General features: G+C 73.3%; 12 protein-coding genes. 7 read left to right on the top strand and 5 right to left on the bottom strand.

The window, feature by feature from the left end; translation table 11 throughout:
- The 3 genes from BG482_RS39275 to BG482_RS39265 form a co-directional block, all read left to right on the top strand.
- A partial coding sequence (locus BG482_RS39275) for an IucA/IucC family protein (protein ID WP_069774006.1) occupies positions 1-1,512 on the top strand: 1,512 nt, incomplete at its 5' end.
- Between the two features lie 283 nt (positions 1,513-1,795).
- Positions 1,796-2,710, top strand: coding sequence for a HipA family kinase (locus BG482_RS39270; RefSeq protein WP_069774005.1), 915 nt, complete (start codon positions 1,796-1,798; stop codon positions 2,708-2,710).
- The gene (locus BG482_RS39265) at positions 2,707-2,991 is read left to right on the top strand and encodes a SelT/SelW/SelH family protein (RefSeq protein ID WP_069774004.1); all 285 of its coding nucleotides are present in this window, start codon (positions 2,707-2,709) and stop codon (positions 2,989-2,991) included. The genes BG482_RS39270 and BG482_RS39265 overlap by 4 nt, the downstream gene beginning before the upstream one ends.
- Before the next feature lie 13 nt (positions 2,992-3,004).
- On the opposite strand, the gene aceB is transcribed toward BG482_RS39265, so the two are convergent.
- Positions 3,005-4,639, bottom strand: coding sequence for a malate synthase A (aceB, locus tag BG482_RS39260; protein WP_069774003.1), 1,635 nt, complete (start codon positions 4,637-4,639; stop codon positions 3,005-3,007).
- A 183-nt stretch (positions 4,640-4,822) separates the two neighbouring features.
- Entirely contained in the window at positions 4,823-5,440 is a 618-nt protein-coding gene (locus BG482_RS39255) for an NTP transferase domain-containing protein (RefSeq protein ID WP_069774002.1), read from the bottom strand.
- A 191-nt stretch (positions 5,441-5,631) separates the two neighbouring features.
- Here BG482_RS39255 and BG482_RS39250 point away from each other — a divergent pair, with 191 nt between their 5' ends.
- Positions 5,632-5,946 carry a DUF5955 family protein gene (locus tag BG482_RS39250; RefSeq protein WP_069774001.1) on the top strand — a complete coding sequence of 105 codons (315 nt, stop codon included), beginning with the start codon at positions 5,632-5,634 and terminating at the stop codon, positions 5,944-5,946.
- A 76-nt stretch (positions 5,947-6,022) separates the two neighbouring features.
- Here the strand turns inward: BG482_RS39250 and BG482_RS39245 are convergent, their stop codons facing one another.
- On the bottom strand, positions 6,023-6,829 hold the full coding sequence (locus BG482_RS39245; RefSeq protein ID WP_069774000.1) for an IclR family transcriptional regulator: 807 nt from the start codon (positions 6,827-6,829) through the stop codon (positions 6,023-6,025).
- 278 nt (positions 6,830-7,107) lie between these two features.
- Between BG482_RS39245 and allB the strand changes: the two genes are divergently transcribed.
- Entirely contained in the window at positions 7,108-8,445 is a 1,338-nt protein-coding gene (allB, locus tag BG482_RS39240; RefSeq protein ID WP_069774009.1) for an allantoinase AllB, read from the top strand.
- A 68-nt stretch (positions 8,446-8,513) separates the two neighbouring features.
- Positions 8,514-9,629 (top strand): allantoicase, encoded by a 1,116-nt coding sequence (alc, locus tag BG482_RS39235; protein ID WP_069773999.1) that lies wholly within the window; start codon positions 8,514-8,516, stop codon positions 9,627-9,629.
- Positions 9,630-9,728: 99 nt separating this feature from the next.
- Here alc and BG482_RS39230 read toward each other — a convergent pair whose 3' ends face one another.
- Positions 9,729-10,511, bottom strand: coding sequence for an SDR family oxidoreductase (locus BG482_RS39230; protein ID WP_370745953.1), 783 nt, complete (start codon positions 10,509-10,511; stop codon positions 9,729-9,731).
- Positions 10,512-10,629: 118 nt separating this feature from the next.
- Between BG482_RS39230 and BG482_RS39225 the strand changes: the two genes are divergently transcribed.
- Complete coding sequence (locus tag BG482_RS39225; protein ID WP_079142690.1) at positions 10,630-11,454, top strand: AIM24 family protein; 825 nt, start codon at positions 10,630-10,632, stop codon at positions 11,452-11,454.
- A 389-nt stretch (positions 11,455-11,843) separates the two neighbouring features.
- Here the strand turns inward: BG482_RS39225 and BG482_RS39220 are convergent.
- On the bottom strand, positions 11,844-12,666 hold an 823-nt coding region (locus BG482_RS39220), incomplete at its 5' end, for a 2-oxoacid:ferredoxin oxidoreductase subunit beta (protein WP_069773998.1).

The raw sequence follows: 12,666 nt of genomic DNA, 5'->3' as shown, positions 1-12,666 counted from the left end.
GAGCGCGCCGACGCCCTCGCGGCCGCGCCGCTGCTCAACTGCCTGCTGCGGGAGGTCGCCGAACCGCTGCCGCCGACGCCCGCGGACGACGGCCGGTTCCGTCACCGGCTGCCCGGCGGGCGCCTGCTGCGCGTCAGCCGGTTCCGTCACCGGCTGCCCGGCGGGCGCCTGCTGCGCGTCCGCGGACGGCGCCGGCCCGCCGAGCCCGAGCTGTACGCGGCGGGCGCCTGGCGCCGCCTCGGCCATGCCGAGCTGGTCGAGCTGGTCGCCGAGACCCTGCGCCGGAGCACCGGTCCGGCCGGTCCCGGACTGGCCGCCGAGATGATCGACAGCAGGAACGTGGTCGCGGCACTGCTCACGGCGCGCGCGCAGGCCACCCCGCCGGGCGGCGGCTACCTGCGCTCCGAGCAGTCGCTGCTCACCGGCCACCCCCACCACCCCGCGCCCAAGGCCCGCGGCGGCGGACCGGCCGCCGGGTGGCTGCCCTACGCCCCCGAGGCGCACGCCCGCTTCCCGCTCGTCCTGCTGGGGCTGCGCGAGGACACGGTCGTCGAGGAGGGGGACGTCTCGGCACTGGACGCCCTCGGCGCGGCCCCGCCCGGCTACCGGCTGCTGCCCGCCCACCCCTGGCAGCTCGACCTGGCCGGGCGGCAGCTCGCGCCCGCCTTCGCCGACGGCCGCCTGGTCCGGCTCGGCACGACCGACTTCGCGGCCTGGCCCACGGCCGCCGTGCGCACCGTGTACGCGCCCGAGCGGGACCTGTGCCTGAAGTTCAGCCTGGACGTGCGCATCACCAACGACGTCCGCCGGCTGTGGCGCCACGACCTGCTGCGCCTGCGCCGGACCGACGCGGCCGCCGCCCGGGCCTTCGAGGCGATCGGCGGCCCGGCCGCCTGGCTGAGCGACCGCGGCTACCGCACCGCCGCGTTCGCCTTCGAGGAACTCGCGGTGCTGGTCCGCGACGGCCTGGACGGCCGACTGACGCCCGGCGCGACCCCGCTGCTCGCGGCGGGTCTCGTGGAGGGCTTCGACGGCAGTCCGCTCGACGCCCTCCGGGATCCGGCCGCCTGGTGGGAGGCCTATCTGCGTGCGGTCGTGCCGCCCGCCCTCGCGGCCTTCGCCGACCACGGCGTCGTCCTGGAGGCCCACCTGCAGAACACCCTGGTCGCGGTGGACGCGGACGGCATGCCCGTGCAGGCGCTGTTCCGGGACGCCGAGGGGGTCAAGCTGCTGTCGGACGTGGAGCGGGCGGCCGGCTGGGAGCGGCTGGTGTACTGCCTGGTCGTGAACCATCTGTGGGAGCTCGCCGGGGCCCTGGCCGAGCCGCGCCCCGGTTTCGACCCGTGGCCCGCGGTGCGCCGGGAGCTGGCCCGCCACGACCTCCCCGAGATCGCCGGGCTGCTGGCCTCGCCGACCCTGCCCGGCAAGACCAACCTGCTGCTGCGGTGGACGGGCGCGGACGGCGCCGACGCCCGCTACCTGCCCCTGCCCAGCCCCCTGGTCCCGCCCTGATCCCGCGCGACGGCGCTCGGACGGGCCGGGAGAGCGCGCGGAGCGGCCACGGGGCCGCAGGACCCGACCTTCCTCGGAGAGCGGGCCCGAGGTCTCGGACACCGTCACGGACGGCGCCTTCGACGCCGTTCCACTCCGGCTGTCACGCTTGACTACTATGGTCACTTCATGCCGGAGGCCGGAGGCCGGAAGCGAGGGCGCACCCGCCTCGGCGGACCCCGGATCGCAGCACCTCGGAGGTGGCCGTGGAAGGCAAGGCTGACAGGCGACAGGGCCTGCGGACATGCTGAGGAACGTCACCGCGACCCGCTATGTCGAGCCCTTGCGCTCGGGCGGTTCGGTGCCCGCTGTCGTGGAGGCCGACGACCTGGGCACGTACGTCGTGAAGTTCACCGGTTCCGCGCAGGGCCGCAAGGCGCTGGTCGCCGAGGTGATCGTGGGCGAGCTGGCCCGTGCCCTCGGCCTCAGGTTCCCCGAGCTGGTGTTCGTGCACTTCGACCCGGCCATCGCCGACGGCGAGCCCCACCAGGAGGTGCGCGACCTGCACGGCGCGAGCGCCGGCCGCAACCTCGGCATGGACTTCCTGCCGGGCGCGAAGGACTTCACCCCGGAAGTCGCCGGCGGCTTCCCCGTGGACCCGCTGGAGGCCGGCCGGATCGTCTGGCTCGACGCCCTCACCGTGAACGTGGACCGCACGGTCCACAGCTCGAACCTGATGGTCTGGCCCACGTTCGGGACCGTGCCCCCGCGCCTGTGGCTGATCGACCACGGCGCGGCCCTCGTCTTCCACCACCGCTGGGACACGACCGCGCCGGAGAAGGCCTACGACTTCCGTCACCACGCGCTCGGCTCGTACGCGCCCGACGTGCGGGCCGCCGACGCGGAGCTGGCCGGCCGGGTGACGCGCGACCTGCTGCGGGAGATCGCGGCGGTCGTCCCGGACGACTGGCTGGCCGGCGAGGAGGGGTTCGCGAGCCCGGACGACGTCCGCCGGGCGTACGTCGACCACCTCCACGCGCGGGTGCGCGCCTCGGCGGCCTGGCTGCCCACCGACTTCCCCACCCGGGACGAGCTCGCCGCGGAGGAGGCCGTCCGGGCGGCGAGGACACGGCGAGGCCGGCCGGACTGGCTCAAGCGGGTTCCCGACCTGCACGGCCGGCCGGCCGCGGAACAGGATTGGTCGGTGCACCTGGGATGAGCGACACACAGCGGGTCGAGATCGAGTACTGCACGCAGTGCCGCTGGCTGCCGCGCGCCGCCTGGCTGGCGCAGGAACTGCTCACGACGTTCGAGTCCGAACTGACCGAGCTGTCCCTGCGGCCGGGCACGGGCGGCGTCTTCGTCGTCCGGGTGGGCGACGAGGTGGTCTGGGACCGCCGTGAGCAGGGCTTCCCGGAGCCCACGGCCGTGAAGCAGGCCGTACGCGACCGGGTCGCCCCGGACAGGTCCCTGGGCCACTCGGACCGTCCCGGCTCCTGACGCCGGGGGCCGCTCAGCCCCTGAGCTGCTCGTAGGCCGGCAGGGTGAGGAAGTCCGCGTAGTCCTCGTCGAGTGCGACCGTCAGCAGCAGGTCGTGGGCCTGCTGCCAGTGGCCGGCCGCGAAGGCCTCCTCGCCGATCTCCTCGCGGATCGCGGCCAGTTCCGCGGCGGCGACCTCGCGGGCCAGCTCCGGCGTGGCCTTCACCGTGTCTCCCTCGTGCGCGAACTCGACGCCGGCGTTGATCCACTGCCAGATCTGTGAGCGGGAGATCTCGGCGGTGGCCGCGTCCTCCATGAGGTTGAAGATGGCGACCGCGCCCAGACCGCGCAGCCAGGCCTCGATGTAACGGATGCCCACCTGCACGGCGTTGACCAGTCCCGCGTAGGTCGGCCGGGCTTCCAGGGAGTCGACGGCGATCAGATCGGCCGCCTCGACGTGGACGTCCTCGCGCAGCCGGTCCTTCTGGTGGGGCCTGTCCCCGAGGACCTTGTCGAAGGACTCCATGGCGATCGGCACGAGGTCGGGGTGGGCCACCCAGGAGCCGTCGAATCCGTCGGCGGCCTCGCGGTCCTTGTCGGCGCGCACCTTCTCGAAGGCGACCTTGTTGACCTCGGCGTCCCGGCGCGAGGGGATGAAGGCCGCCATGCCGCCGATCGCGTGCGCGCCGCGCCTGTGGCAGGTGCGCACGAGGAGTTCGGTGTACGCGCGCATGAACGGGGCGGTCATGGTGACCGCGTTGCGGTCCGGAAGGACGAACTTCGCCCCGCCGTCACGGAAGTTCTTCACGATGGAGAACAGGTAGTCCCAGCGGCCGGCGTTCAACCCCGATGCGTGGTCACGGAGTTCGTAGAGGATCTCCTCCATCTCGTACGCGGCCGTGATCGTCTCGATGAGGACGGTGGCGCGGACGGTGCCCTGCGGGATGCCCAGGTGGTCCTGCGCGAAGACGAACACGTCGTTCCAGAGGCGGGCCTCCAGGTGCGACTCGGTCTTGGGGAGGTAGAAGTACGGTCCCTTGCCGAGGTCGAGCAGACGCCGGGCGTTGTGGAAGAAGTACAGGCCGAAGTCGACGAGGGCGCCGGGGACCTCGGATCCGTCCGCGTCGACGAGATGCCGTTCGTTCAGATGCCAGCCGCGCGGCCGCATGACGACCGTGGCGAGCTCCGCGTCGTCCTTCAGCGCGTACGACTTGCCTGACCTCGGGTCGGTGAAGTCGATGTTCCGGGTGTAGGCGTCGGCCAGGTTGAGCTGACCGCCGACGACGTTCTCCCAGGTCGGCGCCGAGGCGTCCTCGAAGTCGGCGAGCCAGACCCGGGCGCCCGAGTTGAGGGCGTTGATCGTCATCTTGCGGTCGGTCGGGCCGGTGATCTCGACCCGGCGGTCGTCGAGGGCCGCGGGGGCCGGGGCGACCCGCCAGGAGTCGTCCGCGCGGATCGCGGCGGTCTCCGGGAGGAAGTCGAGCGTGCAGGTACGGGCGATCTCGGCGCGCCGCTCCGCCCGCCGGGCGAGCAGCTCGTCACGGCGCGGGGTGAACCGCCGGTGCAGCTCGGCCACGAAGGCGAGCGCCGCCTCGGTGAGGACCTCCTCCTGCCGCGGCAGGGGCTCGGCGTCGACGATGGCCAGCGAGGACGGCGCTGGTGCGGACATGAGCGGTCACTTCCTTCAGCGGTGGCACCGGGTGCCGGTCGATCGGGTACGGCGGGCGAGGCCCCGGTCGGGACCGGATCCTTCTGAACAGTGGATACTAGTTTCCTCATCGTGGAAGTTCAATGGTTTGTTGACGTCGAGATTCTCCGGGTCGAGGCAAGGTGGCGCTCGGTGCCAGGGTCCTCACTCAAGGTGCGCGAGGTCCTCGGGCGTGTCGATGTCGAACGGCCGGGCCACGTCCCCGCACTCGACGAGCGTGATCGCCTGCGCGTGCTCCTTGAGATAGGCGCGTGCCCCCCGGTCGCCGGTCGCGGTCCGCGCCACACCGGCCCAGTGGTCGGCCCCCAGCAGGACGGGATGGCCGCGCACGCCGTCGTACACGGCCGAGACCAGCGAGGACGCGTCCCCTCCGGCGGCGAGCACCCGGGCCACCGCCTCGGGCCCGATGCCGGGCTGGTCGACGAGGCAGACCACCGCGGCCCGCGCCCCCGTCCCGGCGAGCGAACCGAGCCCGGCCCGCAGCGAGGCGCCCATGCCCGACTCCCACTCCGGGTTCGTCACGATCACGCACCCGGCGAGCCGCGCCCGCTCCCGTACGGCGTCGGCGGCCGCGCCGAGCACCACGTGCACGCGTGCGCAGCCCGCCGCGCGCAGCACCCCCACGGCATGCTCCACCAGCGGCCGTCCCCGGTGCGTCAGCAGGGCCTTGGGCCGCCCCCCGAGGCGTCGGCCCCCGCCCGCGGCGAGCAGCAGCCCGACGACCTGATCCTCGTCCTCGTCCCGCGCTTCCCTGTCCGTCATGCGTCCTGCATACCTGACGGGACGTCGACCGCGCGGCCTCCCGGGGCTGAATTTCGGTACGCGCTGTGGCGCGCCCGGCGTCGGGTGGCGTTTACTGACCCGCGCGTCGTCCGGCGCCGGAACGCCGTCGCGGGGGCGCGGGGCGGGCAGGGCGGGCGTCCACGCGCGCGTGCGCGTGAGGGGGGAGAGCGGTGTTGCGGAGCTTGGGGCAGAGGGCAGTGACCGGCGGCGACGAGGATCAGAGGGTGGCGGAACTGCGGACCGCGGTGTCCCGGCTGCGCCGTGAACTCGCCGCGCACCCGGCCGAGTTCCCCGAACGGGTCATCGCCGAGGACGAGCTCGCCGCACTCGCCGCGATGGCGGCCCACGGCGTCCCGGAGGCCCCCCGGTTACGGCGCTCCCTGCTGGTGATCGCGGGCGCCATCGGCTCGGTGAGCGCGCTGGCCCGGGGCCTGTCGGACGTGCGCGCCGCGGTGGAGCTGTTCGGGGGCCGGCCCCGGCGCTGAACCGCGCGCCCCGGGGCCGCTCGGACGGGCCGTCAGGAGCCCGGCGGGCGCCGCGTGTTCGCGGGCGCCGCGCGTCCTACGGGTTCGGCGTCCCCGTCCCCTGGTCGGCCAGGGCCTGGGACAGTTCCACCGCCACCTGCTGCAGCACCGGCACGATCCTCTCGGTGACCGACTCCGTGACGCGGCCCGCCGGCCCGGAGATGGAGACCGCGGCCGCGGTGGGGGAGTCCGGCACGGACACCGCCAGGCAGCGGACCCCCATCTCCTGCTCGTTGTCGTCGACCGCGTACCCGGCCCGCCGCACGTCTGCCAGTGCGGCGAGGAAGCCGTCGGGGGTGGTGATGGTCTTCTCCGTCGCGGCGGGCATGCCGGTACGGGCGAGCAGGGCGCGCACCTCGTGGTCCGGGAAGCCCGCGAGGAGGGCCTTGCCGACTCCTGTCGAGTGCGGCAGGACGCGCCGTCCGACCTCGGTGAACATCCGCATCGAGTGCTTGGACGGCACCTGTGCCACGTACACGATCTCGTCGCCGTCGAGCAGCGCCATGTTCGCCGTCTCGCCGGTCTCCTCCACCAGGCGCGCCAGATAGGGGCGGGCCCAGGTGCCCAGCAGCCGGGACGCGGACTCGCCGAGCCGGATCAGCCGCGGGCCCAGCGCGTAGCGGCGGTTCGTCTGCTGGCGGACGTAACCGCAGGCCACCAGGGTGCGCATCAGGCGGTGGATGGTGGGCAGCGGGAGGCCGCTGGTCGCGGACAGCTCGCTCAGGCCGACCTCGCCGCCCGCGTCGGCCATCCGCTCCAGCAGATCGAAGGCGCGCTCGAGGGACTGGACCCCTCCGCCGGCGGACCTGGCGGAGTCGGTGGTGCTGGCGCTGGACGTCGGCACGGGCGCGTTCCTTTCGAAACCGGCGGGAAGAGCTGAAGCCTACCGGGGGGCCGGTTGACTCCTCGTTGGAGCCTAGCTACGTTCTGCCTGTCGGAATGATAATTCCGCTTTGTGGAAACGTCCAGAGTGGCGGCATCGGGTGCACTGTGGAGAAGTGTGCCCTTGACGGCAAGGGGACGGGAGTGAACACTCCTTCAACAGAACGTTGAATTTCCTTGCGTGGAATGCGTGGAAGCCGACGGCGGCAGAGAGGGGTCCCGGTGTCCGAGGTGCTCGAGGTGCCCGAGGCTGAACTGGTGCTGCGCTCGACGCGCGTCGTCACCCCTGAGGGGACGCGACCCGCCGCGGTGGCGGTCGCCGGCGGCGCGATCACGGCCGTCCTGCCCCACGACGCCCCCGTTCCCGGCGGCGCCCGCGTGGAGGACTTCGGCGACGACGTCCTGCTGCCCGGCCTGGTCGACACCCATGTGCACGTCAACGACCCCGGCCGCACCCACTGGGAGGGCTTCTGGACCGCCACCCGCGCGGCGGCGGCCGGCGGCGTCACCACCCTCGTCGACATGCCGCTCAACTCCCTCCCGCCGACCACGACGGTCGACCACCTCCGCGTCAAGCAACGGGTCGCCGCCGACAAGGCGCACATCGACGTCGGCTTCTGGGGCGGCGCGCTGCCCGACAACGTCAAGGACCTGCGGCCGCTGCACGACAGCGGCGTCTTCGGCTTCAAGGCGTTCCTCTCCCCGTCGGGCGTGGACGAGTTCCCGCACCTCGACCAGGACGGTCTCGCCCGGTCCCTCGCCGAGATCGCCGGATTCGACGGGCTGCTGATCGTGCACGCCGAGGACCCGCACCATCTCGCGGCCGCCCCGCAACAGGGCGGACCCCGGTACGCGGACTTCCTGGCCAGCCGCCCGAGCGACGCGGAGGACACCGCGATCGCCCAGCTCATCGCCCAGGCCGGCCGGCTGAACGCGCGCGTCCACGTCCTGCACCTCTCCTCCGCCGACGCGCTGCCGCTGATCGCCGCCGCCAAGGCCGACGGCGTCCGCGTCACCGTCGAGACCTGCCCCCACTACCTCACCCTCACGGCCGAAGAAGTGCCCGACGGCGCCAGCGAGTTCAAGTGCTGCCCGCCCATCCGCGAGGCGGCCAACCAGGACCTGCTCTGGCAGGCCCTCGCCGACGGCACGATCGACTGTGTGGTCACCGACCACTCCCCGTCCACCGCCGACCTGAAGACGGCCGACTTCGCGACGGCGTGGGGCGGCATCTCCGGCCTGCAGCTCAGCCTCGCGGTCGTCTGGACCGAGGCGCGCAGGCGGGGCCACGGCCTGGAGGACGTCGTGCGCTGGATGTCCGCCCACACCGCCGCCCTGGCCGGGCTCTCCCGCAAGGGCGCGATCGAGGCGGGCCGCGACGCCGACTTCGCCGTCCTCGCCCCCGACGAGTCCTTCACCGTCGACCCGGCCGCCCTCCAGCACCGCAACCCGGTCACCGCGTACGCCGGCCGGACCCTGTACGGCGTCGTGAAGTCCACCTGGCTGCGCGGCGAACGCATCGTCGCCGACGGCGAGTTCACCGAACCGAAGGGCCGGCTCCTCACCCGCACCCCCTGACGTCCGCACCGCGACGTCCCGCACCGGTACCCGCACCGGCCGACCTCCGAAAGGCAGACCTGATCACCGTGACGGCGATACAGAGCTTCACCGGCGACGCGAACCCCTACGGAGGCGGCGACCCGTACGCGGACTACCGCACCGCGGACTTCCCCTTCACCCGGCACGCCGACCTCGCCGACCGGCGGCTCGGCGCGGCGGTCGTCGCCGCCAACGACGAGTTCTTCGCCCAGCGGGAGAACCTGCTGCTGCCCGGCCGCGCCGAGTTCGACCCGGAGCACTTCGGGCACAAGGGCAAGATCATGGACGGCTGGGAGACGCGCCGCAGGCGAGGCGTCGGCGCCGAGCATCCGTGGCCCGCGCCCGAGGACCACGACTGGGCGCTCGTACGCCTCGGCGCGCCCGGGGTGATCCGGGGCATCGTCGTCGACACGGCCCACTTCCGCGGCAACTACCCGCAGGCGGTGTCGATCGAGGGCGCGCGGCTGCCCGGCTCACCGTCCCCGCAGGACCTCCTCGCCGACGACGTGAAGTGGACGACGCTCGTCCCGCGCACGCCCGTCGGCGGCCACGCGGCGAACGGGTTCCCGGTGACCGTGGAGCAGTGCTTCACCCACCTGCGGGTCAACCAGCATCCCGACGGCGGCATCGCCCGGCTGCGCGTGCACGGCGAGATCGTCCCCGACCCCGCGTGGCTGGCCGTCCTCGGCGCCTTCGACGTCGTCGCCCTGGAGAACGGGGGCCGGGCCGAGGACGCGTCGAACCTCTTCTACTCGCCGGCCTCGAACACCATCCAGCCCGGCCGCTCCCACAAGATGGACGACGGCTGGGAGACCCGTCGCCGACGTGACCAGGGCAACGACTGGATCCGCTACCGCCTGACGGCCCAGGCGCAGATCCGGGCGCTCGAGATCGACACGGCGTACCTCAAGGGCAACAGCGCCGGCTGGGCCTCGGTGTCGGTCCGGGACGGCGAGGACGGCGAGTGGACGCAGATCCTCCCGCGCACCCGCCTGCAGCCCGACACCAACCACCGCTTCGTCCTGCCGGCCCCCGCCGTCGGCACCCACGCGCGCCTGGACATCTACCCCGACGGCGGCATCTCCCGGCTGCGCCTGTTCGGCTCCCTCACCGAGGCGGGCACGGCGGCCCTGACCGCCCGCCACCAGGAACTGAGCGGCTGAACCGGCCTCCACCACCGGCCTCCACCACCGGCCTGCGACACCGGCCTGCGTCACCGGCCGCCTCCCGGCCGCCGGACACCTGGCCCGCCCGACCGGCTCTCACGCCGCGTGGCCGCCGTCCACGGCGAACTCGGCGCCGGTGACGTAGGCGGCGGTCGCCAGGTGGGCGACCGTCGCGGCCACTTCTTCGGCCGTTCCGAAGCGGCCGAGCGCGGTCATCGACGCCTGGCCGGCCGCGTGGGGACCGTTCGCCGGGTTCATGTCCGTGTCGATCGGGCCGGGGTGGACCAGGTTCGCGGTGATGCCGCGCGGTCCCAGCTCCCTGGCGAGGGCCTTGGTCAACCCGGTCAGGGCCGCCTTGCTCATCGCGTACAGGGCGCCGCCCGGACCGGGCACCCGCTGGGTCATACAGGTGCCGACGGTGATGATGCGGCCGCCCTCGGTCATCCGCGCGGCGGCCGCCTGCGAGGCCAGGAACACGCCGCGCACGTTCACGGCCAGCACCCGGTCGACGTCGGCCGGGGCGAACTGCTCCAGCGGGCCGAGGACGCCGATGCCCGCGTTGTTCACCAGGACGTCGAGGCCGCCCAGCGCCAGTGCCGCACGCTCCACCGCCCCGGCCGCCTCGGCGGGGTCCGCCGCGTCCGCGCGCAGCGCCTGCGCCCGCCGCCCCAGGGCCCGCACGGCCCGTACGACGTCCTCGGCCGCCTCCGCGTCCCTCACGTACGTCACCGCCACGTCCGCGCCCTCCCGGGCGAGCCGCAGGGCCGTCGCCGCCCCGATGCCGCGACTGCCGCCCGTCACGAGGGCGGCCTTGCCGTGCAGCGTGCCGTGGGCCGTCGTCACGGGGCCGGTGGTCTCCATGGATCCGTTGTTCGTCATGGGTCCATCCCACCGCCCGGAGTCCCGTGACACCGGCGGTGAACGGACGTCGAGTTCGTGCCGGGAGCGGGGGCGAGAAGTGCGGAACTCTTCCCTCCGTCTCCCGCGTTCTTCTTCTGTGACCCTTCAGCAAGAGATCGTCGGCAACGCCATGCAGATGGCGGTCGTCAGCCTGCAGCCCGGCCAGACCGTGTACTGCGAGGCCGGAAAGTTCCTGTTCAAGACGGTCAACGTGACCATGGAGACCCGACTGGGCGGCCCGTCGGGCGGCGGCGGTCAGCAGCCGCAGGGCGGCGGCGCCGGGAGCGGAGGCATGGGCGGCATGCTGCGCCAGGCGATGGGCACCGCCATGCAGGCCGGTCAGCGCGCCCTGGCCGGCGAGTCGCTGGCGTTCCAGTACTTCACCGCCCAGGGCGGCGAGGGCACGGTCGGCTTCGCGGGTGTCCTGCCCGGCGAGATGCGGGCGCTGGAGCTCGACGGCACGCGCGCGTGGTTCGCCGAGAAGGACGCCTTCGTGGCGGCCGAGTCCACCGTCGACTTCGGCATCGCCTTCCAGGGCGGCCGCACCGGCATGAAGGGCGGTGAGGGCTTCGTCCTGGAGAAGTTCACCGGCCGTGGCACGGTGATCATCGCCGGCGCCGGCAACTTCATCGACCTGGACCCGTCCGACTTCGGCGGCCGCATCGAGGTCGACACCGGCTGCGTGGTCGCTTTCGAGGAGGGCATCCGGTACGGCGTCCAGCGCGTCGGAGGCCTCAACCGTCAGGGGATCATGAACGCGGTGTTCGGCGGCGAGGGCCTGTCGCTGGCGACCCTGGAGGGCAGCGGCCGCGTCATCCTGCAGTCGCTCACCATCGAGAGTCTCGCCAACGCGCTGAAGAAGGCGCAGGGCGGCGACAAGCAGGGGCCCACGGGAGGGCTGTTCTCGACGAACGCGGGGTGAACCGACGAGTTGCGGGCGCCCGCGGGGTCCGAGGTGATGACGACAGACCCGTCACGGAAGGGCAGCCACGTGTCGTGGTCAGGCTGGTCCTCACCGTCTTCGTCCCCCTCGACGGCGTCTACCAGCCCCCGGCGGCCCCGAGGACCCTCACCGGCCCCGCCCGGCAGTGCGTCGACGTGATCCGCGGTGACGATCTCGCCGAGGAGGTCACCGCGCTCAAGAAGCGCACCGAGGGGCGCGCTGCCCGCGGCGTTCCGCCTCACCGGCGGCCTGATCACGGCCGCCGGCGTGTCCGTGCAGAGGTACGCCCTGCGGGGCTGCCGCCCGCGCCACGGAACGTACGAGTTCCCGGAGGACGGCGGGCGGCTCCGGCCGGACGGTTGTGCGCGTCAGCCGACGACGGTCCAGGTGTCCCCGCCCGCCAGCAGCGCGGTCAGGTCGCCTTTGCCGTGCTGTTCGACGGCGGTGTCGAGCTGGTCGGCCATCAGGGTGTCGTAGACGGGTCGTTCGACGGAGCGCAGGACGCCGATCGGGGTGTGGTGCAGGGTGTCGGGGTCGGCGAGGCGGGACAGGGCGAAGGCGGTGGTGGGGGAGGCGGCGTGCGCGTCGTGGACGAGGATGTCGGCCTCGTTGCGCACGGTGACGGTGACGACGCCGAGGTCGCCGGTGCGGGGGTCGCGGACGACGCCCTTGGTGCGGTCGGCGCCGAATCGGATGGGCTGTCCGTGTTCCAGGCGGATCACGGCGTCCTGGGCCGACTGCCGGTCCTTGAGCGCCTCGAACGCGCCGTCGTTGAAGATGTTGCAGTTCTGGTAGATCTCCACCAGCGCGGTGCCCGGATGGGCGGCGGCCTGGCGCAGCACCTCGGTGAGGTGCTTGCGGTCCGAGTCCACGGTGCGGGCCACGAACGACGCCTCGGCGCCCAGCGCCAGCGACACCGGGTTGAAAGGGGCGTCCAGGGACCCCATCGGCGTGGATTTGGTGATCTTGCCGACTTCGGAGGTGGGGGAGTACTGGCCTTTGGTGAGGCCGTAGATGCGGTTGTTGAACAGCAGGATCTTGAGGTTGACGTTGCGGCGCAGGGCGTGGATGAGGTGGTTGCCGCCGATGGACAGGGCGTCGCCGTCTCCGGTGACCACCCACACGCTCAGGTCGCGGCGGGAGGCGGCCAGTCCGGTCGCGATGGCCGGGGCGCGTCCGTGGATGGAGTGC

The organism is Streptomyces sp. LUP30, assembly GCF_001746365.1.
Classification (GTDB): domain Bacteria; phylum Actinomycetota; class Actinomycetes; order Streptomycetales; family Streptomycetaceae; genus Streptomyces.
Note: the sequence above shows the minus strand (reverse complement) of the source record. Positions and strands in the feature narration are given on the sequence as shown.